At 67.6% G+C, this 25428-nt stretch carries 27 protein-coding genes; 9 read left to right on the forward strand and 18 right to left on the reverse strand.

Annotated features, from left to right (window positions below):
* The first annotated feature begins 27 nt into the window (after window positions 1-27).
* Window positions 28-2472 carry a S1 RNA-binding domain-containing protein gene (locus tag LZC95_03995; protein WXA95999.1) on the forward strand — a complete coding sequence of 815 codons (2445 nt, stop codon included), beginning with the start codon at window positions 28-30 and terminating at the stop codon, window positions 2470-2472.
* A gap of 160 nt (window positions 2473-2632) precedes the next feature.
* Window positions 2633-2926, forward strand: a complete 294-nt coding sequence (locus LZC95_04000; GenBank protein WXA96000.1) for a GFA family protein — start codon at window positions 2633-2635, stop codon at window positions 2924-2926.
* A 3-nt stretch (window positions 2927-2929) separates the two neighbouring features.
* Here the strand turns inward: LZC95_04000 and LZC95_04005 are convergent, their stop codons facing one another.
* From LZC95_04005 to LZC95_04050, 10 genes are read right to left on the reverse strand one after another with little or no spacing between them, the layout of a single operon-like run.
* Window positions 2930-4234, reverse strand: a complete 1305-nt coding sequence (locus LZC95_04005) for a DUF58 domain-containing protein (protein ID WXA96001.1) — start codon at window positions 4232-4234, stop codon at window positions 2930-2932.
* A 14-nt stretch (window positions 4235-4248) separates the two neighbouring features.
* Window positions 4249-5205 carry a MoxR family ATPase gene (locus LZC95_04010; GenBank protein WXA96002.1) on the reverse strand — a complete coding sequence of 319 codons (957 nt, stop codon included), beginning with the start codon at window positions 5203-5205 and terminating at the stop codon, window positions 4249-4251.
* Window positions 5206-5222: 17 nt separating this feature from the next.
* Window positions 5223-7163: a hypothetical protein gene (locus LZC95_04015; GenBank protein WXA96003.1), complete on the reverse strand. Its 1941-nt coding sequence runs from the start codon at window positions 7161-7163 to the stop codon at window positions 5223-5225.
* Window positions 7160-7960, reverse strand: coding sequence for a hypothetical protein (locus LZC95_04020; GenBank protein WXA96004.1), 801 nt, complete (start codon window positions 7958-7960; stop codon window positions 7160-7162). Before LZC95_04020 ends, LZC95_04015 begins: the two co-directional genes overlap by 4 nt.
* Window positions 7957-8961: a stage II sporulation protein M gene (locus LZC95_04025; GenBank protein WXA96005.1), complete on the reverse strand. Its 1005-nt coding sequence runs from the start codon at window positions 8959-8961 to the stop codon at window positions 7957-7959. Before LZC95_04025 ends, LZC95_04020 begins: the two co-directional genes overlap by 4 nt.
* On the reverse strand, window positions 8952-9833 hold the full coding sequence (locus tag LZC95_04030) for an RDD family protein (GenBank protein WXA96006.1): 882 nt from the start codon (window positions 9831-9833) through the stop codon (window positions 8952-8954). Before LZC95_04030 ends, LZC95_04025 begins: the two co-directional genes overlap by 10 nt.
* A gap of 5 nt (window positions 9834-9838) precedes the next feature.
* Entirely contained in the window at window positions 9839-10501 is a 663-nt protein-coding gene (locus LZC95_04035; GenBank protein ID WXA96007.1) for a hypothetical protein, read from the reverse strand.
* Window positions 10498-11244 (reverse strand): Smr/MutS family protein, encoded by a 747-nt coding sequence (locus LZC95_04040; protein WXA96008.1) that lies wholly within the window; start codon window positions 11242-11244, stop codon window positions 10498-10500. The genes LZC95_04035 and LZC95_04040 overlap by 4 nt, the downstream gene beginning before the upstream one ends.
* Entirely contained in the window at window positions 11228-11494 is a 267-nt protein-coding gene (locus tag LZC95_04045; protein ID WXA96009.1) for a hypothetical protein, read from the reverse strand. Before LZC95_04045 ends, LZC95_04040 begins: the two co-directional genes overlap by 17 nt.
* A gap of 25 nt (window positions 11495-11519) precedes the next feature.
* Window positions 11520-11831, reverse strand: a complete 312-nt coding sequence (locus LZC95_04050; GenBank protein WXA96010.1) for a (2Fe-2S) ferredoxin domain-containing protein — start codon at window positions 11829-11831, stop codon at window positions 11520-11522.
* 314 nt (window positions 11832-12145) lie between these two features.
* On the opposite strand from LZC95_04050, the gene LZC95_04055 reads away from it, so the two are divergent.
* Entirely contained in the window at window positions 12146-13246 is a 1101-nt protein-coding gene (locus LZC95_04055; protein ID WXA96011.1) for a serine/threonine protein kinase, read from the forward strand.
* A 2-nt stretch (window positions 13247-13248) separates the two neighbouring features.
* On the opposite strand, the gene LZC95_04060 is transcribed toward LZC95_04055, so the two are convergent.
* Entirely contained in the window at window positions 13249-13821 is a 573-nt protein-coding gene (locus tag LZC95_04060; protein WXA96012.1) for an NUDIX hydrolase, read from the reverse strand.
* Between the two features lie 92 nt (window positions 13822-13913).
* Between LZC95_04060 and cysE the strand changes: the two genes are divergently transcribed.
* The 4 genes from cysE to LZC95_04080 all read left to right on the forward strand — a co-directional run bounded on the left by cysE (window position 13914) and on the right by LZC95_04080 (window position 16256).
* Window positions 13914-14675, forward strand: coding sequence for a serine O-acetyltransferase (cysE, locus tag LZC95_04065; GenBank protein ID WXA96013.1), 762 nt, complete (start codon window positions 13914-13916; stop codon window positions 14673-14675).
* A 6-nt stretch (window positions 14676-14681) separates the two neighbouring features.
* Window positions 14682-15176 carry an SsrA-binding protein SmpB gene (smpB, locus tag LZC95_04070; protein ID WXA96014.1) on the forward strand — a complete coding sequence of 165 codons (495 nt, stop codon included), beginning with the start codon at window positions 14682-14684 and terminating at the stop codon, window positions 15174-15176.
* Complete coding sequence (locus tag LZC95_04075; GenBank protein WXA96015.1) at window positions 15173-15433, forward strand: hypothetical protein; 261 nt, start codon at window positions 15173-15175, stop codon at window positions 15431-15433. The genes smpB and LZC95_04075 overlap by 4 nt, the downstream gene beginning before the upstream one ends.
* A 466-nt stretch (window positions 15434-15899) precedes the next feature.
* Window positions 15900-16256, forward strand: coding sequence for a four helix bundle protein (locus tag LZC95_04080; protein ID WXA96016.1), 357 nt, complete (start codon window positions 15900-15902; stop codon window positions 16254-16256).
* A gap of 252 nt (window positions 16257-16508) precedes the next feature.
* Here the strand turns inward: LZC95_04080 and LZC95_04085 are convergent, their stop codons facing one another.
* The 3 genes from LZC95_04085 to LZC95_04095 are packed head-to-tail and all read right to left on the reverse strand — an operon-like array spanning window position 16509 to window position 18855.
* Window positions 16509-17201 carry a hypothetical protein gene (locus tag LZC95_04085; GenBank protein WXA96017.1) on the reverse strand — a complete coding sequence of 231 codons (693 nt, stop codon included), beginning with the start codon at window positions 17199-17201 and terminating at the stop codon, window positions 16509-16511.
* Window positions 17198-18046, reverse strand: a complete 849-nt coding sequence (locus LZC95_04090) for a hypothetical protein (protein WXA96018.1) — start codon at window positions 18044-18046, stop codon at window positions 17198-17200. The genes LZC95_04085 and LZC95_04090 overlap by 4 nt, the downstream gene beginning before the upstream one ends.
* Window positions 18043-18855: a hypothetical protein gene (locus LZC95_04095; protein ID WXA96019.1), complete on the reverse strand. Its 813-nt coding sequence runs from the start codon at window positions 18853-18855 to the stop codon at window positions 18043-18045. The genes LZC95_04090 and LZC95_04095 overlap by 4 nt, the downstream gene beginning before the upstream one ends.
* 78 nt (window positions 18856-18933) lie before the next feature.
* On the opposite strand from LZC95_04095, the gene LZC95_04100 reads away from it, so the two are divergent.
* Window positions 18934-21339, forward strand: coding sequence for a hypothetical protein (locus tag LZC95_04100; GenBank protein ID WXA96020.1), 2406 nt, complete (start codon window positions 18934-18936; stop codon window positions 21337-21339).
* Between the two features lie 69 nt (window positions 21340-21408).
* Window positions 21409-22125 (forward strand): hypothetical protein, encoded by a 717-nt coding sequence (locus tag LZC95_04105; protein WXA96021.1) that lies wholly within the window; start codon window positions 21409-21411, stop codon window positions 22123-22125.
* A 3-nt stretch (window positions 22126-22128) separates the two neighbouring features.
* On the opposite strand, the gene LZC95_04110 is transcribed toward LZC95_04105, so the two are convergent.
* Genes LZC95_04110 through LZC95_04125 form a run of 4 tightly spaced genes read right to left on the reverse strand, consistent with a single transcriptional unit; the run spans window position 22129 to window position 25366 of the window.
* Window positions 22129-23244 carry a hypothetical protein gene (locus tag LZC95_04110; protein WXA96022.1) on the reverse strand — a complete coding sequence of 372 codons (1116 nt, stop codon included), beginning with the start codon at window positions 23242-23244 and terminating at the stop codon, window positions 22129-22131.
* Between the two features lie 3 nt (window positions 23245-23247).
* The gene (locus LZC95_04115) at window positions 23248-24783 is read right to left on the reverse strand and encodes a hypothetical protein (protein ID WXA96023.1); all 1536 of its coding nucleotides are present in this window, start codon (window positions 24781-24783) and stop codon (window positions 23248-23250) included.
* Between the two features lie 59 nt (window positions 24784-24842).
* Entirely contained in the window at window positions 24843-25136 is a 294-nt protein-coding gene (locus tag LZC95_04120; protein WXA96024.1) for a type II toxin-antitoxin system RelE/ParE family toxin, read from the reverse strand.
* Window positions 25133-25366: a hypothetical protein gene (locus LZC95_04125; GenBank protein ID WXA96025.1), complete on the reverse strand. Its 234-nt coding sequence runs from the start codon at window positions 25364-25366 to the stop codon at window positions 25133-25135. Before LZC95_04125 ends, LZC95_04120 begins: the two co-directional genes overlap by 4 nt.
* Between the last annotated feature and the right edge of the window lie 62 nt (window positions 25367-25428).

Genomic DNA, 25428 nt, shown 5'->3' on the forward strand with positions numbered 1-25428 from the left:
CTCGCCCTTCTGGACAGAGGCTTCGCTGTGAACCCGATCGATTCGCCGGACCCGTCGTCGACGGGAAAGACCCAAACTGATATCTCGAGCGCACCCAAAGTGAACGCGAGTACGCCTTCTATCGAATCGTCATCGGCTTCGCCGAACGATGCACCGTCTGTTTCCACCTCCCCCGGCAACGCTTCCGAGGCGGATCCTTCGCAGGTATCCGCTCCTGGTAGTGGTAGCGCGGGCGAAGCTTCGTCTTCGGGCGAGAGCGCTTCGGCAGGGACCCCATCGCCTGAGGGCGGCGCGGCACCCGAGAAGAAGAAGCGCCGTCGCCGTCGTCGGAAGAAGCCCGGTGCTGCCGCAGGCGCGCAAGCTGCCGGCGCCGGCGCGGGTCCCGACAGCGCCCACGAGGAGGGCGCAGACGACGGGGAGTCCGATGACTCTCAAGCCGGCGAGACGCCAGCGCTCCAGGCAAGCGCCGAAGGTGGCGAGGCCGCGGAAGCCAAAGAGGCGAAGCCTGGTGAGGGCGGCGCCGAGGCCAAGGCGGGCGACAAGTCCAAGAAGGACAAGAAGAAGAAGCCGAAGAAGGATCGCCCTGCCAAAGACGCGCGCGAGCGCCCTGCGTTCAACGTGGGCGACGTCGTCTTCGGCAAGATCCTCGAGGTGGGCGAGGACGCGATCTTCGTCGATCTGTCCGGGAAGGGCCGGGCCATCTTCGACAAACTCGAGCTGCTGCTGCCCGAGGACGTCGCGGATCAAATCGAAGACGAGGCTCGCCGTGCGGAAGCTCGCGCCGAGGCCATCATCTCCGGTCGCGATCCCGACGCCGCCGAGGCTGCCGCTGCCGCGAATCATGCCGCCAAGGAAGCCGCCGCGAAGGCTGCGACCGAGCCGGCCAGCGCGGAGGGCGCTCCCGTTGCCGAGGCAAGCGCCGAGGCCGCCGAGCCTGCGCTGACCAACGGCCACGTTGCCGGGGGTGAAAACCACGCGGATCTGGACCTGGCGAACCATCGCCGCATCGTTCAGTCCCGCCCGAAGAGCGAGCCGCCCACCGAGGGCGCTGCGCCGGAAGGTGAAACGCCGGCCGCCGAGGCCGCGCCGACGACAGAAGGCGCGGAAGCGCCGGCTGCCGTCGAAGGCGAAGGCAACGAGGCCGCAGCCTCCGAGTCCGGATCCGAGCAGCCGTCTGCGGAAGGCGCTGCCGAGCCGGCCGGGCCGGGCGTCGTGCAGTTGCCGCGGGTTGTCCTCGAAGCGGGTGCTCCGTTCGTGGGCGTCGTGCACAACGACGGCGGCCGCGGAGGACTCGTGGTGCTCACGCACCATCCGAAGCGCGCTTCCAAGGCCAAGCCGCAGGTTGCGGCGGCCTTCAAGCAGAAGACCGAGATTTTCGGTCTCGTCACCGGCGTCATCAAGGGTGGTGTCGAGGTCGACGTGGACGGCGTTCGCGCCTTCGCGCCGGGCTCGCACATGGATCTGCGTCTCGGTGCGGATCTGCATCCGCTGGTCGGACGGCGTTTGCCCTTCTTCGTCACGCAGTACGGCAAGCGCGGTCGCGACGTGGTGCTCTCACGCCGCGCGCTGCTCGAGGCCGAGGCCAAGGTCACGCGCGAGGCTGCCCTCGCGAAGATCCAGCCCGGCACGACGGTGACCGGTACCGTCCGCAGCGTCGTTCAATTCGGTGCGTTCATCGATATCGGCGGCGTCGAAGGCTTGGTGCCGCTGACCGAGATGAGCCACAACCGAGGCGACACGCCGTCGGACGTCTTCAAGGTCAACGCCCAGGTCGAGGTGAAGATCCTTCGCATCGACGAAAAGGGCAAAGTGTGGCTCTCACGCCGCGCGACCATTCCCGATCCGTGGGGCGCCGTCGCCGAGAAGTACGCCTTCGGCACGAAGCACACGGGCAAGGTCGTGCGCCTGCAGCCCTTCGGCGCCTTCGTGGAGCTCGAGCCCGGGGTCGACGGCCTGATTCACACGGCCGATCTCGCGATCAAGCGCATCGAGCATCCGAGCGAGGTGGTGAACGTCGGCGATCCCATCGAAGTGGTGGTGGCCTCGCTCGATCCGGGCTCGCACCGCATCGGTCTGCATCCGGCTCCGACCGGCGACGCGGCGGGGGAAACTCCGCAGCGCGTGCAGCTGCACAAGGTCGTCAAAGTGCAGGTCGTCTCCATCGAGACCGGCGGCCTCACGGTGCGCGTGCTGGGCGCCACGGGTCGTCATGCCCGCGGCTTCATCCCGGCCGGCGGCACGGGTACCCCGCGCGGTACCGACTTGCGCAAGGCCTTCCCGCCGGGTCACACGCTCGATGCCAAGGTCATCGAGATGGACCCGAAGCGCTCCGAGATCAAGCTGTCGATCCGGGCGATGCAGGAAGAAAGCGAGCGCAGCGCCTACCAGCAGTACCGGCAGCAGGTAAAGCGCGAGGCCAAGTTCGGCACCTTCGCCGATCTCTTGGCCAAGCGCGGCCCGACGCAGAAGTAGTTTCTACCGAAGGCGCGGTAGGATGGCTTCCATGCACTTAGGAAGCTGTCTTTGCCGCGCCGTCCGGTACGAAATCGACGGGTCCCTTCGCCGTAGCTCCCATTGTCACTGCAGCATGTGCCGGAAATTCCACGGCGCCGCCTGCGGTACGTACACCAGCATGAAGCGCGAGCGCTTGCGCATCGTGGCCGGCGCAGACGCGATCACCGCGTACGCCTCGAGCGAGCACGTGCGGCGCTCGTTCTGTTCGCGCTGCGGGTCATCGCTCTTTTTCGAGGACGACAAGACGCCCGAGGTCATCGACGTGACCTTGGGCACCTTGGACGACGAGCCCGAGGTCAAACCGGCCGTGCACATCTTCTTCGCCGACAAGGCCGCCTGGGAAGATGTCCCCGACGACGGCCTCCCACGCTTCGAGCAGTCCTACCCCCGCGAGACGCCGCCCAAAACCTAGAGCCTAGAGAAGGCGGCGGGCCTTGATTTCGAGGTAGCCCTTCACGAGCTCGGGGGTGACATCGTCGGGAAAAACGTCGAGCACGAGCACCCCCGAGGTTCGCAGGGTGCGGATGAGGCCATCGCGCCAGGCGAGGGCCTCGGCGGCGGCCGCGCGCACGTAGAGATCGTGCGCCGTGTCGGCGGGTGCGGTCGCGAGATCTTCCACGTCGCGATCGCGCATGAGCACGCAGAGAGGCAGATGACGCGGGAGGAGCCCTCGCAGCGCCGAGGCAAGCTCCTTGGCCGAACGCGGGTCGAGCAGGTTCGTGAAAATGATGAACAGCGAACGCGCCCGCACCTGCGTCTGCAGAAATGAGATGGCCGCGTGGTAATCCGTCGCGGCGAAGCCCGCCTCCAGTGCGTAGGTCGCGCGCGTGAGCTTTCGGCCTCCTGCGCGGCCTCCCATGGGCGGCAAAAACGTGCGCGGCGCATCGTCGAAGGCGATCATCCCGGCCTTGTCGCCGCCTCGGAGCGCGACATCGGCCGCGAGAAGCGCGGCATTGAGCGCGTGGTCGACGCTGCTGAGGCCCTTCGACGTGCCGCGCATCCCGCGGCCGACGTCCAACGCGAACATGACGTTCTGGTTCGACTCCGCCTGGTACTGCCGCACCGTCGGATCGTCGCGCCGGGCGAACGCGCGCCAGTCGATGTGCCGCGCCTCGTCGCCGCGTTGGTAGGGCCGAAGCCGCTCGAACTCCGTGTCGCCGCCGCGCACCCGCAGCGAACCGAGTCGCGCGTCCTGTCGCCCCTGGCGGCGCAAAAGCTCCAGCGAGCGCGCCGCGTGCACGTCGGGGAAAATATCGACGTGCGCCGGCAGCTCGATGCGCTCCTGGCGTGCCACCAGGCCGAGAATGGACGTGTAGCGCACCGTCACCCCGCGAAAGTCACGCGGCCCTCGCCGCGTGGGGTGCACCTCGTAGCGAAGATGAACCTCGGCGTGCGCGGGCAAAAGAAACCGCGCCGGCAGATCCTTCGTCTCGCAGTCGTCCAGTGGATCGTCGGACAGGACGCCGCTCAACGCGCGCCCGCTGCGATTGCGCAACGTGATGGTCACCGGGTTGGCCCGCCCCACCGAGAAAATAGCCGCCGCATGCCGCTCCGCCTGCACCCGCCGCCCGAACGCGAGCGCGGCATCGAGCAACATCGCGAACCCCGCGAGCACGTCCAGCGCGATGAGCGCCGGGCGAACCTGCGACACGAACCCCGCCACCAACGCCACGACGGCGATGAAAAAGAGCAGCGCGGTGAATCGTTGGGTCGGGACCACCGGGCGCTCGCGGGCTAGCCGACGCGCGGCACGGGTGCACTGCGCACGATGTCCAGAATGCGGTCGTCCGCCGTCACGCCTTGAAGCTGCGCATCCGGGTGGAGCATCACGCGATGGCGCAGCACGGGGGCGACCATGGGCTTCACGTCGTCGGGCGTCACGAAGTCGCGCCCCGAGCTTGCGGCGATGACTTGGGCCGTCTTCAAAAGCGCAATCGATGCACGCGGTGATGCTCCCAGCTCGATGGCCCGATCCTCGCGGGTACGCCGCACGAGATCGACGATGTACGCGATGATGGCCTCGTCCACGCGCACCTGCGCGGCGAAGCGCTGCATCTTCAGCAGCTCGTCGGGCGAGGTGGCCGGCTCCAGCCGCGACAGATCCGTCGGATCGAAACCGCGCGCATGAAAGAGCACGATCTTCTGCTCCACCTCGCGCGGCGGATCGAGCACCGTGAGCTTCACCAGGAAGCGATCGAGCTGCGCCTCCGGCAGCGGGTACGTGCCTTGCGACTCCACCGGGTTCTGCGTGGCCACCACTACGAAGGGCAGGGGCAGCGGCCGCGAATGCCCATCGACAGTGACCTGCCGATCCTGCATGGCCTCGAGCAGCGCCGACTGCGTCTTCGCCGGCGCCCGGTTGATCTCGTCGGCAAGGAGCAGCTGCGTGAAGATCGGGCCCGCCACGAAGGTGAAGCTGCCCGTGGTGCGGTCGAACACCGAGGAGCCGGTCACGTCGCTGGGCATCAAGTCGGGCGTGAACTGAATGCGCTTGAAGATGCAGCTGGAGACGACCCCCAAGGTGCGCGCGACCAGCGTCTTGCCCAGCCCGGGCGCGCCTTCCACCAAGGCGTGACCTTGCGCGAGGGTCGCCACGAGCACGCCGTGGACGAGCTCCTCCTGGCCGACGATGACCTTGGACATCTGCTGCCTGATGCGCTCGTACGTGGTTCGAAATTGCTCGGCGTCCATTCGCGTTCCGTCTTTGTTTAGTCCAGTCGCAGCGCAAGAGATACGATGGCGCTCAGTCGCTTGAGCACGAAAAGCTCGTCGCCCTGCGGAATGGCGGCGGTTTGGGCGCTCGTGGCGCGCTGCCAGATTTGCGTGCACTCTTCCACGCTCACGCCGGAGCGCTGGCCGAGCCATGCGCCCACGTCGTGATTGCCGCGCGGCAGCCGTTGGCGCACGCGCTCCTCGGCGTAGCGCGCGTAGGCGGCCAGGGCGTGGCTCGCTGCGCGCCGGCGGTGGTAAAACGTGCCCGTCGCCTCGATGTGCTCCGTGAAGGCGCGCCGCGTCTGCGGTGCATTCGGCCGCGCGCGCGAAAGGCGCACCCCCACGGCGACGAAGAGCACCAACGTCGCCGCGAGCGCGTGGTACAGCGCCAGCCCGAGCCCCGAGCGCTCGAGCGCCGTGATCGGATTCGACGGCGGCGAAATCCCATCCTGCGGAAGCGCCAGCCGCAGCTCCGCGCGGTCCAAAAGGCGCAGAATGGACACCATGGCCGCGGCGTTCGCCGGCTGCGCGAGCTGCGCGTTCATCAGGAAATCGCTGCTGGCGATGGTGAGGATCCGTCCGCGGTCCAGCGATTGGTAAGCGGCGTACCACTTGTCGTCGCCGGTGCGTGCAACCTGCACGCGAACCGGCAGCGCCTCCTTGAAGCGAACGGCGGCCGGGTGAACGAGCCGCCCGCGATCGGTGCGCGTCGTGCCGTCGTCGGTCAGCGATTCCACCTCGATGTCGGACGACGTGGAGGTCTCCATGGCGGCGCCCAACTCGTCGGGCCAGCGAACGGGCGCGCCCGCGAGCACGAGAAACCCGCCGCCGCGCACCCAGCGCATCAAGTGCAGCTCGGTCGTCGTTTCGAGCGGCGTGCGGTCCGTGTCGACGAGGATCGCGTACGTCTGCGGCACGGCCTGCTCCGGATCGGGAAGGGGCACGCTGGCGAGCGAGCTGCCCAGCGGCCTTACCGTCACCCCCTGCCACTGCAGCAGATCGGCCAGGATTTCCTGGCCTGCCGGATCGCTTGCTCGTCCGCCATGGGACGGAAGGCTGCAGCCGCCGACCAGCACCGCGAGCATCAGCGTCGATGCGACCGCGGCGGCGGTGCGCACGATGGCCGTTGCCCGCGAGGCCGTGCGCGCCACGATGTCCGGCGTCGGTCGAGCGCCGCCGAACTGCACGCGATCGACGTCGCGCACGATCGCATAGAGCGGCTCCTTCGTCTCGGCTTCGCTGCACGCGCGCACGTACTCCCCGTTGGTGCGGTGGCGCGCAATCCGAATGGCGCCCCGCTTGTCCAGCGCACGCAGCGACGCGTTCAAGTACGTGAACAGCGCCGCCTCGAGGTTGCCTTGTTGCGCGTGCCCGTCGGCGCGGCGAAGCAGGACCTCGGCGTCGTCCTCCGGGAGCAGGTCGGCCTGCGGGGGCGGAACCATGCCCACCGCGACCTTGGGACCCTCCGCCTGATCGGCGAGCGCCTTGTCCTTCCGCGAACGAACGATCACGCGCAGCAGCGGAAGGAGAATGGCGATCATCACCGCGCCGATGAGGAGGTAGATGACGATGGTGGCCACCTGCCCGAGCACCCTCTTCAGCGCATCGAGGAAGCCGCTGTCGCCTTCGGGCTGCTTTTCCGGCGTGACGGGATGCTGCTCCGCCGCGCAAGCCGCCGTGAAGCCCTCGCAATTCGGGATGCGCTCGGCCACCGTGCAGAGCGAGCGCGCACGAAACGAGAGAGGGCGGCTCGGTTCCTTGCAGAATGCATTGTTCTCGCGAAGGACGTTGGGCGCGTCCTTTTCGGCGCGCGCAGGGTCCAATAGGCCCGAGGAGCCCATCGTACGCGGCCGGCCTGCCTGGGCGGGCGCCCCGAGCACGCCCATCAGGAACACGGGGACGGCGAGGCATGTCACGAGCCCGGCGCGCACCCTCACGCGGAGACTCCTTGCTCCTGCTGCTGCGAGCGCGCGGCGAGTGCGGCAAAGCGCGTCTGAATGTCCCAACCCTCGGTGCGGGTGCGCAGGTCGATGTAGAAGAGGAAGCGAATCGTGCTGACGAAAGGAAGTGCCGCCCAGAGCCCGAACAGCGAAAGCGCGCTTCCTCCGACGACGGTGAGCGGCTCCGGCGGACGCACCTCGAGCAAGTTGTCGAGCACCATGCGCCCCGCCGCATCGGCGAGGAAGGGCGTGCCTCCCACGAACAGCGCGAGGAGAATCACCGCCAGCACCACGTTCCCCACCTGAGCATGCGCAATGCGCCCGGCGCGCGAGATGGCCGGAAAAAAGCGGCTCTGCTCGAGCAGGATGACCTCGGGAAGAAACAGAAGGAGCGCTTGCGCCCATATCGCGGGCAACACCAAGATGAAGAGCGCTGCCCCCACGGCCAAGGTCTGCAGCGTGCGCGCGAGCACGAGCCGCGGCACGCTGCGCAAGGTGACCGCGAGCACCTCGCGCAGGCGCACTTGCTCGGTGAACATCAGGCGCGATGCAAGCACGGTAAAGGGGGCGGCCGCCAGCGGCAGAAGCGCGAACACGGCGAGCCATCCCCATGCCCAGTCGATGGCCTGGCCGAGGCCCCACGTGACCAGGAACGACGGCAGCAGCACGATCAGCGAAAGCCGCGCGTACGGCCGCCCATGAAGCGCGACGAAGCGCACCGCCAGGTCGACCACGTCGATGAATTGCCGTTGCCGCAACACCACGCGCGCGCCGTGGACGTTGAGATCGCTCATGTGCGCTCCCAAGGCTCGTCCTGGCCCGCGAGGAAGATGTACGAGAGCACGACCAGGAGCCAGGTGGCCCCGAAGATGACTTTGACGACGGCCGGCATGCTCGACGCCGACCAGAAGGCCTCGATGGCGGCCGCGATGAGCAGCATCACCGCCGCACCGCTCACGATGACGGCGACGTCGCGCCCGGCCGATTGCAGTGAGGCGAGCCTGGTCTTGTTGCCCGGCGCGATGATGGACCACCCGAGCGACATGCCCGCGCCGCCGGCGATGACGATGGCGCCGAGCTCGAACGCGCTATGGCCGATGATGAACAGAAGCAAATTGCCACCGGCGCCTTGCGAGGCCACGTATCCAAGGATGGCACCAATCGCGAGGCCGTTCTGCACCAAGTAAAATGCGGACCCGAGGCCGCCGAAGATGCCCGTGGCAAAGCACCGCAGGGCGATGCCCACGTTGTTGTTCACGTAGAAGCCCGCCATCATCGCGCCTTCACCGGCTTGGCGCCCGGTGGCGAATCCCTTGGCGTAGCCGTCGACCAGCGGACGAAGTTGCGACTCGGGCACCACGCGGAAGGCGAAGCTCGGCTCCGCGATGGAGGCGATGGCCCCGAAGAGGAATGGGCCGAAAAAGAGGAACGCCGCCAAGAGCATGGTCGGCCAATGGGCGCGCACCGCGCGGGGGAAGGCGAGGAACGCGCTTTTCTTGCCACGTAGCGAAAATGTGAAGCGCGGGCGCGGCGGCAGGGCGTACAGCACCGAGTGCGCACTCGCCGTGAGCGCGTGCAAGTAATCGACCAACGGCGCGCTGTAGCGGGCGGCCTGGGCACGCGCCAGATCGGCGCAAATGTCGCGGTAGAGCGGGGAGATGCGCGTGACCTCCTGCACCTCGAGCGCGCTCACGTCTTGGTTCGCGGCGCGCTGGGTGAGGCGTTCGAGCTCGGCCCAATCTTGGTTGCGCCGTGCGATGAACGCGGCCTCCGTGACGTGCGACGTCAGCGCCACGAAAGCCGCCCTCCCGCCGCCTCGTGCCGCGACGAAGTCGGCGCCTCACCGCGTCCCGCATTCGCCGCGCGCTCGTAGAGGAGCGCAAGAAGGCGCGACGGCCTCGGCGGTGGCGGGCCGCCATGAACTCCAGGATGCGGCGGATGGATCCCGTGCCGGCGGACCAGTGGCTCCATCATCATCGACGCGAGCTCCTCCTCGCGCGCAGGACCGAGCGTGCCGCGGCGGCGCAGAAAAAGCTCGATGGCCGTGCGCTCCTCGGCGTCGAGCATCACGCGCTCGGGGATGCTCGCCAGCTCGTACGGCTCCGCGGGCGGCCAGAGTCGCACCGGCGCGGTGGCGCGCGCGCGATCGACCATGACGACCATGGTGTTCGCCGTCAGATCCCCGAGCCGCTGAAACCGCGAGGTGAGCAGCATGCTGACGACGCCCACGAGGTAGCCGATGGGCAGCACGTCCGCCCCGCGCAGGATGTTCCGCAATGCGGCGCCGCCGAATCCGATGGGCCGCCCCGTGGTGGTGACCACGCGCAGCCCGAGGGCCATCTTGCCGAGGCTCGTGCCCTTCCACGTCTCCCACACGACGAAATAGACCCACTGCACGACGAAAAGGAGCACGAGCATCAAGCCGACGCCCATGCCCGTGGTCGTCTGCGGTGCGTGCTGCATGCGATCGACGATGTCCCCGGCGCCCGACGCCAAGAGCACGACAATGCCGACGACGAACAGCGTGAAGTAGCAAACGAAGACGTCGATCAAATACGCCAGGCCGCGCCGCGCTGGACCCGCCACCCGATGCCGAAAAACGATGTGTTCGGGCGTTTCGATGGCCACGTCGGTATCGAGCGGTGCGTGCACGACTTCCCCCATCATAGACACTACTTTACGTTTCGGACGTTCTCCTTCGGAACACTGTCGAAATCGTCCAGCGCAACGGAGCCGAGCACGCGGGTCCGCACCAGCGCGAGCCGCGCAGAAAGCGCCGATTCGTCACGGGCCGAGGCCACCTCGGTCTGGAAGTGGAAAAAGAGGCATTTTCGCACATATCCGCCAAAGGCGAAGACGTGTCCGACGATCGGATCTTTGTCCGTCGCGCCGGGCGCGATGGCCACCCATACACGCGTATCGTAGGCGCCTGGACCGACCGTCGGCTCGTCCTCCACCGTCGTGAACTTGGTGGCCGTTGCCGGTACGATGCCCAATGCGCGTGCGCGCTCCTCGCATCGCTGTCGATTGACCAGGCTCGGTTCCGTCGTGGCGTACATTTGGACGAAAGAGCGGGTCTTCGCGTGGCGCACCATGAGGTCGCGTTGCGAATGATCGTCCACCGCCCAATTCTTGGGCTCGGGTACCGGCAAGGTCAGCCCGAAGCGCTTCGAGTGGAACGCGCCCCAATGGGCCGTGTCGAAGCTCAACAAGGTGTCGTTGTCCGAGCTCGGCTCGGTCACGGTCGGGCGTTCGACGTTGGCCGGCGTGGTTTCGGCGCAGCCTGCGAGGGCGCCGATCGCCAAAAGCGCCGCATTTCGTAGATGAGAATTCACCGGCGTAGGAGAACATAGACGGCGCCCGTGCCACCATCCTCTTCGTGGGCGCTGGCAAAGGCCGCGACGTGTGTGCTCGAGCTTCCCTGTGAGAGCCAGGCGGCGATTTCGCCGCGCAACACGCCGAGCCCGCCCGGCGAATGTTCGCCCTTGCCGTGTACGACGAGCACGCACCGCTCGCCGCGTTCGCGCATCGTTTGGAGAAATGCTTCCAGCGTGCTTTTCGCTTCGCCGGCCCGCTGGCCGTGCAAATCGACGGTCGCATCGATCGGCAGAAGACCGCGCCGGAGGCGGCGCACCCAATCGGCGGGCACGTCGATGCGCCGTCCTTCCACGTGCCGGCCGTCGTCGGACACCTCGAAGCGCGTTCCGCCTTCGACCAGGGCGCGCAGGTGCTCGTGCACCTCGTCGACCTCCTGACGGATCGCCTCGCGCGGATCGGGGCGCGGCTGCTTTGGTTCGTCGCGACCATGCGCCGCCCGTGCGACGCGACCGCGGGTCTGATCGAGCGGCGTGACCCCTGCGACCAGCCGGTGGAACGCGAGCGCGTCCTCTTCGGGATTGGCACTATGGGCGGACGACTTGCCCCGAGACGGTGACGAAGGAGCAGGTCGCGGCGCGGCCTTGGGCGCACCCTTCTTTTGCTTCTCCTCCTTCGCTTGCTTCTCCTCCTGCACCATCTTGTCGCGAAGTTCGCGCAGCCCGGAGAAGGGCCCGTCGGGCGCCTTAGGCTTTTTCGCCATCGTCGCTCCGCTCCTTCCGCAGCCTGGAAATGGCCGTTTGCACGCTCTTGATGCCCGTCAGAACGCCGTCCTCGTAGTGCCAGTCCGTGTCCTGAAGCTCCGGAAAATCGTGCGGATTTTGCAGATCTTCGAGCACGATGCCGGGCTTGAGCCGGCGCGCGAGGTCGAGCACTTTCTTGCGCTGGAGGTTCTCCATCTCGCTGAGCAAGAGCTCGAGCTCGTCGAAGTGAAGCGTCAACGAAGGGGGCATGGGCCAATTCTTCCAAGAACGCGGCTCAGACGCGACCGTTTCCGACCGCTTTCACGCAAAGCGCATAAAGCGCGTCCACGTCGGCCGGTTCCACCTCGGTCGCGATCGCTTGCTCCGGGTAGACGGCCACGGTGGCCCCTTTGGCCGGACAGATGCCTAGGCAACCAGTTTGCGTAACCCAGACCGATTGAATGTGCCCGTCTTGCTGCACCCGCCGTTTGAGCGCGGCGTAGATGGCGTCCCCCCTGGCGCTGCAGCCGGGGCCCAAAGGCGAATTTTCCCGACGATTGCAGCAGACGAAGAAATGAACCCTGGGACGAAACGTGGCCGCTTTCACGCTGGATCACCGAATCCGGATCATAAAGGATCCGGATGCACCGTGGGCCCACCTCGCGCAAGGTCGCGAATGCGCGGATGAGTGCGGGGTCAAGCCCCGGGGGAACTTATGGAAACACAGCCTTTCGTGCCGTTTCCGCATGGCCGGGTGGAATGGGACACAGCGGCTGTGCGTGACGACCATGTGACACTACAGGCACGTTCGTCGGTTCGCTCGTTGCATCCCACATGAGAAAACGACCTTCACGAACTTTTCCACGTTCCTGACCTCCGTCGCTTCCCACCGCCGCGCCCCCCTTCCGACCGAAGAACGACATGGCCTGGTCGAATTCGCCCCCTGCCAAATCGAAGCTTGCCTCTTCCGCTTCTTCTAGCGGGGGTGGCGAGGCTTCTGCCGACGCGAAGAGCGATCCGCCGCGCCGGCCCACGATTGCGCTCTCGGGCGATCGGCTGGTTTACCTCGGAGAGCGACTTGGGCGGGGCAACGCTTCGGTTGTTCTTTCAGGCATCTTGGAGTCGTCCCACGGGATCCGCCGGCGCGTGGCGGTGAAGGTCATCGATGCGGTCGCGCACGATGAGCAGGAGCAGGTGCTGCCCGCCATTTTGGAGGCCTTGCAGCAGGCGGCGCAGGTGAATCACCCCAATGTGGCCACGGTCTACGAGGTCACGATGGAGGGGCATGCGCCCGTGGTCATCAGCGAGCTCATCGAAGGTCGCTCGCTGGAGGCCTTCATCGACGCGTACGCGCGCGTCGGGCGGAAAATCCCGCCCGATCTCGCGCTTTTCATCGGCACCGAGATCGCCGAAGGCCTCGCCGGTGCGCGCGACACGCGCTCCCTGGAGGGCGCGCTCCTCAATTTGATTCACGGTGAGCCATCGGGTCGTGACGTTCTCATTTCATGGAACGGTGAAGTGAAGATCACCGACTTCGGGGTGGCGCAGGCCACGCGCATCGCGTCGGGGGTGCGCAACATCCGCTCCTTCGCGCGCCGAGCGGCGACGCTCTCTCCGGAGGTGGCGAAGGGCCGCCGCCCCGATGCGCGCTCCGACGTGTTCGCCGTGGGGATGATCCTGCGCGAGATGCTCGTGGGCCCGCGCTGGCCGGCGTCGATCAACGACCAGGATGCCTTTGCCCGCGTGCGCGCCGGCGACATGGATATGGACGTGCTCGCGCCCCGGCTTTACGAGCCCATCGCGGCGATTCTGACGCGCGCGCTGGAGGTCGAGCCGTCGAACCGCTTTCCGCATGCCGGCGCGCTGGCCTTCGAGCTACGGCGTGCGAGCTTGCCGCTCGGCGTCGGCGACAATCGCATCTTTTTGCAGCACGCCATGCGCGACATCTTCGCGGTGGCCTCGGAAGACGACACCGAGATCGAGCCGGACAAGACCGCACCGGCTCGCCACAGTCGTCATTGAATTCAGCGCAGTGACCGCAGGAAGCGCTCGAGCGCGACCACCACGAGGGAGTGCGTGATTTTTCCTTCGTCGAGCAGCTGCGCGATGTGCGAGACCGGCGCAAGCGAGACCTCGCACTCCTCTTGTTCGTCCCACGCCGTGGGGTGCGTGAGCTCGGCCCCGCGCGCCACGAACATATGGCATCGGTTGTTCGACAGCGCGGGGTTGGGCTCCACGGTGGTGAGCAACGCCCAATCGCGCGCGGTGTAGCCGGTTTCCTCGAGGAGCTCGCGGCGGGCACCCTCCAGCGGCGTTTCGTCCGCCTCGATCACGCCGCCGGGGACTTCGAGCCCGAGTTCATCGCTCCCGAAGCGGTATTGCCAGAGGAGCACGACGTGATCGTCCGGCGTGATGGCCACGACGTTGCACCAATCCGGGCACGCCATCGTGTAGACATCGCGCCGCGACCCGCCGTTGCCATCGGTGACGTCGTGATGCAAGACGTCGAACACGCGGAAGCTGCCTTCGGAGCGCGTATTGGAAAGGGTCCACTTCTTCAGGCGCGGGGCGGGCAGGGTGAAGGGCGGTGTTTTCATGGGGCGGCGAAACTCTAGTACGGGCTTTTGCCAGAGATCGCTGCCTTTTCCCCCGTGCGAAGCGTCCGCCAAAGCCCTATATGTTTCCCACGATGCTGCGTCGCGCCGTTCGCTGGATGAAAGACCTTCCGCGCAAGCTTTCCGTCATTCGGGAAGACGTCCAGGCCGTTTGCGACAACGATCCGGCCGCACGCTCCGCGCTCGAGGTCCTGCTCGTCTATCCAGGGCTCCACGCTTTGTGGTTCCACCGGGTGGCGCACAATCTGTGGGATTCAGGATTTTACTTCGGCGGCCGCGCCATCAGCCATATCAACCGCTTCGTCACGGGCATCGAGATTCACCCGGGCGCGCGCATCGGCCGGCGGGTGGTCATCGATCACGGAATGGGCATCGTGATTGGCGAGACGGCGGTCGTCGGCGACGGCTGTCTTCTCTACAAAGGCGTGGTCCTGGGCGGGACCACGCTGACGCACGAGAAGCGCCACCCCACCTTGGGCAAGAACGTCGTAGTCGGGTCGAACGCGTGCATCCTGGGCGCCATCGAGATTGGCGATTTCGCGCGCATTGGCTCGGGCAGCGTGGTCATCCGCCCCGTTCCGGCCGATGCCACGGTGGTGGGCGTGCCCGCGCGGGTCATCGTGCCCGCGAGGCATCGCTTCGACGCAGCGCTCGACCACGCGAACCTGCCCGACCCGATCAGCGACATGATCCGCGCCCTCGCCTCGCAGAACGAGCGGCTGCGCGAGCGCCTTGCCAAGGTCGAAGCGCGCCTCGACATCGACCACGATGAGCGCGACAACAACGTCCATTTGCCTTATGAGGGAGACGAACTGCCGCCCGTCGATGGTGGTTGACCCGTCATGGCCAAGAAAAAAGAAGCCGAAACCAACGGCGAAAAGCTCATCGTGAAGAACAAGAAGGTGTTCTTCGACTATTCCATCGAGGACCACTACGAAGGCGGGCTCGTACTTCTCGGCGGCGAGGTGAAGTCGTTGCGCAGTGGCCGCGTCGAAATGGTCGATGCCTTCGCGAGTGTGGACCGGGGCGAACTCTGGTTGAAGCAGCTCACCATCGCGCCCACCGAGCAAGCGAGCGCCTTCCCCCACGAACCGCGCCGCCCGCGCAAGGTGCTCCTGCACGCGCGCGAGATCGAGCAAATCGGCAAGCGCATCCAGCGCGAGGGTTACACCTTGGTGCCGATTCGTCTGTACTTCAAAAATGGCTTCGTGAAGGTGGAACTGGGCCTGGGCAAGGGCAAAAAGAGCCTCGACAAGCGGCAGGACATGGCGCGCAAAACCGCCGACCGCGAGGCCCGCGCCGCCATCGGCCGCGGCCGCAAAGGAAACGCGGCATGAGCGCACACATCCGTTGGATCAAGGGCGGCGAAGCCCGCGTCACCCGCGTGGAGGGCGACGCCATCATGCTGCGCTCGAGCATCCCCTCGCCCCCAGGCTCGCGCATCGACGGCGATATCCTGGTAGGCGAAGCCGGCAAGGTGAGGGTGAAGATCCACGGCTCGAAGCGCCAGGAAGACGGGTCGTTCGTCCTGGAGGGCCGCCTCATCGACGCCACCCGCGAAACGCGGGAGCATTTGAAGTCATTGGCGGGGTAGGGTTAGGGGCTAGGCGTGGGGCTGGGGCTAGGCGTAGGCGTAGGGCTAGGGCTAGGCGTAGGCGTAGGGCTAGGGCTAGGCGTGGGGCTGGGGCTAGGCGTGGGGCTGGGGCTAGGCGTAGGCGTGGGGTATTGCGCGTCTGATCGTCGAGCGAGCTTAGTCTGCCTCAACGCCTGACCCTACGCCTACGCCTAGCCCTACGCCTAGCCCTACGCCTAGCCCTACGCCTAGCCCTACGCCTAGCCCTACGCCTAGCCCTACGCCTAGCCCTACGCCTAGCCCTACGCCTAGCCCTACGCCTAGCCCTACGCCTAGCCCTACGCCTAGCCCTAGCCCCATGCGATGCGCTCAGTGAGCGCGGGGTCATGTTTTGATCGGTCATGCTTTGCGCGCACGCCCCGCGCCAGCTCCGGCCATCGTCACGTGGACGTGTTTCGCTGTCACGGGGCCTGCGCGTGGGGGGGGCATGACCGATCAAAACATGACCCCGCGCTCAGCACTTCCACATCATTCACTCGTGGCCTATCAGGTTGCCGTCGAGTTTTTGCTCGCGGTGAAGCGGGCCAATATTCGCGATGCCAAGTTTCGCGATGAGGCCGTACGCGCCGCGAAGAGTGTGTGCCTCAATAGCGCCGAAGGCGCTGGCCGCGTCACGCGTGCGGACAAGGCACGTGCCTTTGCCATTGCGCGTGGTGAGGCCGTCGAGGCCGTGGCCGCCGTCGAGATCTGCGCGCTCGCAGGCGACGTCGAACAAGACGCCGCCGACGAGTGCGTCGTCATCGCGCGCCGGCTCCTCGCGCTCTTGACTCGCCTGTCTCGCTAAAGCCTCCTCCTGCGCGCGGGAGCCCCACCTCCCGCGCGCACCCCTCTCCGTAGCCCTGACCCTAGCCCTGAGCGCGGGCGCAGCATTTCGCGTTCGGGCTAGGCTCAGGCTCAGGCTCACGTGCAGGGCTACGCGTAGGGCTAGGGTCAGGGCTAGGCGTAGGGCGAGGGTCAGGGCTAGGCGTAGGCGTAGGGCTAGGGTCAGGGCTAGGCGTGGGGCTAGGCGTAGGCGTAGGGCATGGGGTGCGCTCGGTTACGCGGTGCGGGTGCGGCGGAGGGTGAAGAGCACGCAGGCGGCGGTGAGGAGGATCAGGGCGACGGAGCTCGTGCGCTGGGAGATGTCGCTGGGGGAGACTCCGCCGAGGAGGCTGTGGACGTTGCCGCGGGGGGTGAGGAGTGCGATGGCGCTGACGGTGCCGCCGGAGGTTGCGCCGAAGAGGTAGTCGAAGACGAGGAGCGTTGCGCGGCCGGCACCGCGTTGGCCGAAGGTGGCGCCGAAGGAGAACCAGGCTGCGTAACATGCGCCGCCGAGGGCACCGATCCAAAGGGCGGACACGAGGTCCGAGGCCACGTGGGCGCTGCCGGCGGCGAGGACCACGACGATGCCGAGCATGCCGCTGAGGGCCGCGCTGGTGAGCATACCCGTGAGGACCGTGGCGAGTGCGGCGTGGGCGGGGGAGGCCCCGAGTGCCACGACGGGGCGAATGGCGGTCTTGAGGCTGTCGCTCGAAAGGGTGGCGCCGACGACGGCGAACGAGAGCAACGGCATGGCCACGCTGCCGAAGCCTCCGAGAAGCGCGCGATCGATGCCGCCTCCAGAGGAGCCCATTCGGCGAGCCGCGAAGGCAACGACGATGGCGACGAGGCCCCAGAAGACGACGGGCAGCCATGCCCACGGCGAGCGTGTGAGGCGCGCCAACGGCAACTGCGCGAGCGCTTGCATCATGGTGCAATCTCCGGCGGCGAAGGCTCGAGTCGCATGGAATCGAGCTGCACGCCCGACGCGAGAACGGCTTGCCCCACGGCATGTGCGAGCGCCAAGGGATCGGCACCTCGGACGATGACGCGTTGATCGCTGGCGACGACCTCGGTGACCGCGGCTTCGCGTGCGAGCGCACCGGCGAGCGTGCGCGCATCGCTCGAGACGACATGAAGCTCCGCCGGCCGAAGCAGGCTGGCATCCGCGACCAAGAGCCCGTGCTGAAAGACGAAGCGCTGGTCCGCCAGGTCACGGGCATCGCGCGTCGAGGCCGTGGCGATGACGATGCACGCGCCCTCTTTGGCGCGCCGCCGCAGGAGCCCCGGAAGCACCGCGAGCGCGCGCGCATCGACCGTGGCAAACGGCTCCTCGAGGAGGATCACGCGCACCACCTTCGACGTGAGCGCCTCGGCCATCGCCACCGCGCGAACCTCGCGGGGATCCAAGCTGCGCACGCGACGTCCCGCGAGCGCGTCCAGGCCCAGCTCCGCGAGGCGCGCGGCCGCCGGGGGAGCCTCTGCATCGCCGCGCAACGTGCGCGCGAGCTCCAAGGTCTCGCTCACGCGCAGCGCGTCGGGCAACACGGCGTCGAGCGGCACGTGCGCAATCGCGCGGCGCGCAGCATCGGGCGTCAGTCCAAACACGCTCACACGGCCCTGCGCAGGCACCCGCGCCGCGAGCACGCCGAGCAGCAGCGCGACCCCGTCCTGCGCGGTGCCTTGCAAGGCCGTTATTCCGGGTGGCAGCCGCAACGAGACGGGGCCCACGCCAATGGGCGCAACGCGCGCCCGCACGTGATCGAGCTCGATCATCGACGCTCCTCGTCCAAGCGCGAGAGCTGGTACGCGAGCCACCCGAGCGCGATGGCCGAGGCCAGCGCCAAAACGACGGCGGCTCGCACGAAGCGCAGCGCATCGACGTGTTCCGGCATGAGCGCACCCCGCAAGGAGGCGAGCGCCGACGGCAACGACGCCAGCTCGCCCCATGGCTCGGGAAGGAGCTTTTGGCTCCACTCGAGCAGCAGCTCCGGCAAGAACACCAGGACCAGCAACCCGAAGAACCCACCCGCCCGCGAACGCGCGCCCAGAGCGGCCATTGCGAGGGGGGCCATCGTCACCGAGAAGCCCGCGGCGTACACGAGTGAGGCCACCGTCGACTGCGCGCACTGGAGCACCAGCCCTGCGTGACGCGCGGCCAGCATGGCCACCAGGCCCGCGAGCGCGACGCCGCCGCCAATCATGGCGAAGAGCGCCGCCGCCAACCCGGCGACCCGCGCCCAGAGGTACGACGCGGTTGCGCGCTCCCCCGTGCGTGCGCCGGCCAGCTGCCGAATGCCCTCGTCCCGATCGCGACGCAGGGCCTGTATGGCGCTTGCGAACGCGAGCAGCACGCCTGCACCCCAGGCCAGCGCGCTCGCCGTCAGCGAAGCCATGAGCTCGAGCGGCGGGTGACTCTCCAGGCGCGCCATCACGGCGGTCAGAACCACGGCGGTCAGGGTCGTCACGCCCGCGACTCCGATGGCCAGCCGCGGCATCGTCCCACCGAGCGCGAGCACAGCGCCCAGCGCCACCAGGCTTCGATCGGGCTTTTGGCCCAGGTAATTGCGTATCGGCGCCGGCATGTTCGCGGTTTTCGCCCGAATACTACGCGAAAAGACTTGATCTAGGGCAAGCTTGCCGGGAGAAAGACGACCCTCCCGATGATGAACTCACCTCCGCCGCAGTTGTCCTGGTGGCGGCGCGTTCTCGCGCGGCGGGCCCTCTTTCCCTTCGTCGCCACGGTTCTCTACGGCATTTCGGCCGCCCACCGCGGTGAGATGATCGATGCCTACGGCACCTCCATGTCCGGGCTCGACTTCGGCGGGTGGTGCATGGCCTTCACGGCCATCGGCCTCGCCGTGCACGCCGCATGGCGGACGGACACGAATGCCGCCCTCGTGGAGTGGGCGCTCGGCCTGGTGATCGCCTCGATGGCGGGCGCCCCCGCACCGGGCTGGGCCGATGCCTTCGGCAGCATCGGTGGCCTCATCGCTTGCGTCGCCGCCGCGCGCGCGATGGATGCCGTCGAGCCGGCCCCATCGCTGGCGTCGACTTGGCGCCGCGACCGACGGATCACCCTGGCCATTTACGGCGGCATCGTACTTTTCTGGTTCCTGGCCGCCTACGCCCATGTCGTGGCCGCGCTGGATGCCGACTCCATCTTTCGGGCGCACCCGCGCCCGTTCGCCACCACCCTGGGCGTCTTCGGCGGCACCGCGCTTTTCGCCGGCTGCGTGCGCACCGGCACCGAGCGTCGCTTCGAGCTCGGCGTCGCCGAGCGATTTCGCGCCTCCGCGGCGATCCTTGCGGCCAGCGTCGTCATTGCCTCCGTCTTGGCCATGGGCGCGCTCGTCGTGGCCGATCGCGCGGTGCGCTTCGGCATGACCCTCGCGTCCGTGCTCGTGGTGGCGGTCTCGCTTCACCGCGACGCCGTCACCATCGCGCGTGTCTCGCGTCTGGGCATCGTCCTCACCGGCGCGCTCGCACCGGTTGCCTTGCTGGCCGCGCTCATCGCGAGCGATCACCCCTTCAACGCAGGCTGGATCGCATGCGTCGCGGCCATCGGGGCCGCTTTCCTCGGCCGGCTCGCCTCGCGCATGGCCGCGGGCCTCCGCCCCGCGCGCGGCGCATGGCTCGATGCCATGGTGGTCGCCGAGAACGCGCTGCTCCGCAACGACCCCGAGGATGCCCTGCGCGAGGTGCTCGTTGCCTTGCGCGAGCCTGCAGGCCCCAGCGCGCCCTCGCCCGAGCTATGGACCTTCGACCCGATGCGTGTATTGCGCATCGATCTCGCGGGCTACGCGCACGAGAAGGAGAAAATGATTCTCCCCGAGCTCGTGCCCGTGGCCAGCATGGAGCGCGAGGCCGTCCTGCGCATCGAGGTGCTCGACGCCCTCGAGGTGCGCCGCCCCGATCTGCGCCCCGTGCTGCGCTGGATGGACGATCGCGGTGCGCTTGCCTGCGTCGTGGTCACCCGCGACGGCGAGCCCGAGGGCCTGCTCGTGCTGCCGCGCGGCGAACGCACCGATCCGTTCACCCTCGAAGAAGTGCGCGCGCTCAAGCGCCTCGCCGATCGCCTTGCCGCTGCCTGCCACTCGAAGAGCGCCGCCGCGCGCGCACGCCAGCGCGAACGCGATCTCGTGCGCAAGGTCGAAGAGGCGGAAGAAGCCGTGGAGCGCCTGCGCCACGATGCGGCGGTGGAGGCCTCGCGCCATGCCCGTGCAACCATGCGCTGGGCGCGCCGTGCGACCGTGGGCATCTATTCACCGCCCGCGCGCCTCGCCTACGACGCACTCGAGAGGCGCGCCAAGGCCGGCGTGGCCACCGTGGTCGTCGCCAAGAGCGGCATCGATCCCATCCCGTACATCGCCCGCGCGCACCTCGCCGGCGCCCGCCGCGATGGCCCCTTCGTCCTGGTCGACGGCACGGCGGCACGCGAGCACGAGATCGCGCGGTGGTCCGATCCCGTGGTGTCGCCTTTGGCACTCGCCGATGGCGGCGCCCTCGTGCTCGTCGACGGTGTGGCCCTTCCCGCCGACGTGCAGCGCCTCATCGGCCAGGCCCTCGCCGAGCGGCGCATGCCCTGGGAGACGGCGCGGCCCCTGGATACCGTGCTGGTGCTCACGAGCGCCATCGAGGCGGACCAGCTTCTCCAATCGGGACGCCTCGAGAACGCGCTCGTCTCGCGCCTGGCTGACGCGCTCGATCAGCCCATCGAGCTGCCGCGTCTGCGCGACCGCCCGGAGGACGTGCGGGCCATCCTGACGGACCGCCTCGCGCGCGAGGGCATGCGCATCCTCGGAAGCCCGGTAGGCTTGGAAGACGCGGCCTTTGCCCGCCTCGTCGAATACCCTTTTCCGGGGGAGGATGCCGAGCTGCAGGCGTTGGTGCGAAAGCTGGTGGCGCGCTGCGCCGCGGGCTTGGGTGGTGCGCACGTGAGCGAGGAGGGGCTCGGCGGAGCCGTCCGCCTGGTCATTCGTGCTGCCGACATCGACGCCCTCGAGCTTTCGCACACGGAGCGCGAGACGGAGACCGGGTCACCGCGGCCGGGAATTCGGCTGCTTTAGTTGAGCTTTGAAAGCCGAAAAGCCGTTTGCTTGTTTTAACGCTTTTGCCCGTGATACCTGTTTTTTGTCATGCAAATCGCGAAGCGGGTGAAGTTTTCCACAGCGGTTCTCGTGTCTTTCGCAGCCATTGGCGTGGGCGGTTGCAGCAGCAACGCCGATGAACCTTACAAGCCGCTCCCCGCATGGTCGGGTGGACGCAAACCGAGTTTGCCGCCGGTTCCTTCGCTCCCGACGACGCCGATCAAATCGGGCGATGGCTACACGGTTCATGGTGCAATTCATCACCTTCGCAGCAGCGTCCACAACGCGGACGTGACTGGAAAAGAAATCACGGTCGTCGGCTACATCGTCGATTCGAACATCGCCACCGCGCCGCCGTGTGCGATTCACAAGACGGGTAAGAAAGATCCCGACGACTGCAAGACGGACATTCCGACCTTCACCATCGCCGACACCAAAGGCGATACGAAGGGCCCGCAGATCAAGGTGATGGGCTGGGCGTCGAACTTCGCCAACGTGTACGACGCCATCGAGAAGTACAAGAACCTCAAGGAGCCGCCGAAGGAGCCTTTGAAGGACGAGCTCTGGGCGATCGACATGCCGTTTCCGCTCCCCTCCGTCGGCGCCAAGGTGAAGGTCACCGGCAAGTACGGCGTGAACTTCTCCAAGTCGTCCTCGGGCATCGCGTCCGATCCGCTGAACGGCATCCTCACGTACACGAAGATCGACGTTCTCGAAGAGGCGCCCGAGAAGGCGGCCTTCGCGAAGAACGACGGCAAGAAGTAAGGGTTACCCAGCGAGGCTCGCGGCGAGATCGCGCCCTAGGGCGCTCTCGCACACGGGCTGCAAGTACGCATCGAGTGCCGCGCGCTCCGAAGGCGAGAACGCCGCGGAGTGCGCGAGTTCCTGCCGTGCGACGACGGCCCCCGCCACCCGCGCGAACGTCTCGTCGGGGGCCTCGAACGACGACACGGGCGGTGCACTCTGGCCGCGCAAAACGGCCTTTTGCGCATTCGCGAGGGCGAAGTCTGCGAGCAAGGTCGCGGCCACCCGCGTTTGCGGCCCTGCACCGGCCGCGAGCAGCGCGCGTGTGGCGCGCCCCAGGGCGGCATTGACGACGCTCTCCGGGAGCGGGCGAAGAGCACGCCCCACGAGCGTACGGCCCGCGCGCGCGGCCGTCAGGGCCAAGGTCTCGCGGCTCCAAGCAAAGGTGGGGGCGGACCGGTTCAAGGTCGCCAGATCGGTGAGCGGCGTGTGGTGCAGGAAGACGCTGAGCGCCTGCTCGAAGGCCGTCTTCTGCGCGCGCCGCGTGTTCGTCTCGTCCTCGCCGTGAATGGGCAGGTCCGTGAGGAACGTCTGCGCCTTCTTCACCTGGACGCGTCGAAGATCGGGCCAGGTCATGAGCCGCGGCGGCGGCGTGGAGCCAAAGAACGAGCGCGAACCGACCCACCACGAGACGGTGGTGTCGAGCCGCGCGATTTCGAACATGCGCGCGAACCACGTGTGCCGCGAGAGCGCATCGGCCACGGTGCGCGGCTTGGGAATGCGGTTCAGGGTCTCCAGCGCGATGGTGCGAAGCTTCACCGTGGCGCGCCCGCGAAAGAGGCCATCGAGCGCATGGTGCGTCGATTGAACGAGATCGTGCAGGCACGCGGCAAGGGCCCACTCGTCGGGCAGCGCGTCGGGGAGGCGGTCGAGCGGTGCCAGGCGTCGTGCCGTGCGAATGCGTGCAAGCTGCACATGCGCGCGCCGGTCGACGTCGGTGACCGTGCGATCGAGCCCCAACGTGAGGGCGGCGCGTCCTCCAATCGGGCGATTCGGCTTCATCTCCCCACCGAGCACGAGGGGGGCCATGAAATCGACGAACAGGGTCTCGGCAATGGTTCCGAGGTCCACCTTCGCCACGCGCTATTCCTCCTCCACGGGCTGCGGCGTGCCCAGGTCGGGTTGCGTTGGCGGCGCCGAGGGAGACTCCACGCCGCTCATGGGAAATGCACCGAGCGGCTCCACGCGAAGATCGATGGGCGCCTCCGAGAGCGCGGCCTCGATGGTGTCGGCCACCAGCGGATCCCAGGGTTTTGCCTCGATGAGCGCAAGCTCGAGGGGCACGAAGGCCGAGGCCTCGATGGCCAGCGCCGCCTCGTTGGGTGTGACGAAGAGGACCTGCGAGGTGGGGGCCCCCAGCGCGCGGTAGAGGACCTCCGGCGCGACGGCCGGCGTCACGTCGTAGCCCGCGGGGATGTACAGGTTCGGGTGGATCTCCACGAAGAACGTGCCCAGCGGGATGGCCTCGATGCCCAGCGGCGCGCGCAGAAATGCCCCGCGCCGTGTGACCGCAATTTGGGTGCGCTGCACCGTCTCGCGCGGAAGCGCGTACGCGAGGCGCCGCAGGAGCGGAATCTCGTCGTCCTTGATCCAGCTTGCGGTGACGCCGCGCCACGGGGCCGTCGAAGGTGTGACCCGCAGCGGGACGCGCACCGATTCGGGCTTTCGCACGGCCTGCGCCTGCGCCGTGGTCCCACCTGCCGCATTTTCCGTGCGCAACTCGATGCGCGCGAAGACGCGAAGGTCGCCCATCTGGGGCATCTGCGGGAGCAGCCATGGCTCCTCGTCGCGCCCGCGCAGGAGCACGAGTCCTTTGGGATCGAACACCGGGCACGCCCGCAGTTGCACCGGGTGTCGGTAGCCCGCCTCGACGGCGACACCCGGCCCCACCGGGAAGAAGGTGACGATGCCGGGGGTCGACTGCATGAGCGGCCGCATGCGCTCGGGGAGGTCTGGGACGCGCACGATGGTGCGGCGAATGGGCCCTTCGTCGAAGGCGCTCGCCGGCGGCCACTCGCCCACGGCCACCTCACCCTCGACGCGGGAGCGGACCAGGTAGTGAATCAGGGCGGGACCCAGCCCTGGTTCGGCCACGAGGTAACGCGTCCCGGGCGTGGTGTACGTCGAGGGATCGGCGTGCGGCATGAGGCGCAGGAGGAGCGCCCGCAGCTCGATGAGCCGTTCGAACTCGTACGCTTGCGTGAAGCGGTCGTGGTACAGCGAAAGCGCCGCATCGGTCGCCAGGAGCTGCGACGTGTCGTACCCAAAGGGAGCCGCGGCATCGCGGTACTGCACGAAGTGCCGGTTGGTCCCGGTGAAGGTGAACCCGCCAGTGAGGCGGGCCGTCTCGGCCATGCGATCCATTCTGTCGCTCGACTCGGCGGCGAACGACAGGGTCATCTCCCGCGTTCCCAACTTGGAGCGCACCAGCTGAATCTCGAGGCTGGGCATGAGGTCCTCGAGCGAGTGCTCTTGCGTGTACACTGCAAGCAACGCCACGAGCCGATCGATGGACGGCAGAAGCACGAGCCCCTTGGCGCCGAGCGCAACACCCTTGGCATCCAACCCGAGCCCGGGTGTCCTCAGTCGAGTCTGGTGAAGCGCAATCCGCTCGAGCATCGAGCCCCGAGCGTAGCATGCTGCCGCTTTGGTGTTGTTAGCCGGGGCACTGCGCCCGGTTACAGTCTTGGCTGGAGTCGCACGGCGCTCCAAAGCGATGCGATGAGCACGTGATCGCCCGCAATGATGCGGTAGTACACGTAACAGCGCGTTCGTGCCATCAACACGCGATGGTACGTGCGGCCGCTTTCGGCAAGAAAGACCGTTCCTCTTTCCGGCGCACTTCGGATCCGGTCGAGCGCGGCTCGAAATTCGTCTGCGAAGAGCTGTGGAGCAGCAATACGGTGTTCGCGCCACCACTGCTCACGCCGCGCAAGCTCGCGCATCGCGCGAGGCGAGAGCTCCAGTCTCACCGACTCGCTCGCAGCGTCGCCCAGAGCTGCTCTTCGCTTACGCCACCCATTTCCGCGTATTCTCTCTCTGCCGCTTCGAGTTCCGCGTTCAGGGCGACTCGCTCTTCGTCGTCCAGATCCTCCCCGTCGATGCAGGCTGGCCAAAGTTCGACGACCTCGCCCTCGGGCAAATCCGTGGGTTCGTCGAGCACGAGGCGGCCGTTGCGTACCTGGGCTTTGAGTGGTTGCATCGCCCTCACAGTGTACTTCTCCGCGGCTCCCTTGACCATCGAGCTCTTCTTTGACCATCGAT

The sequence above is a fragment of the Sorangiineae bacterium MSr12523 genome, assembly GCA_037157775.1.
In the GTDB taxonomy this organism is placed as follows: Bacteria; Myxococcota_A; Polyangia; order Polyangiales; family Polyangiaceae; genus Pendulispora; species Pendulispora brunnea.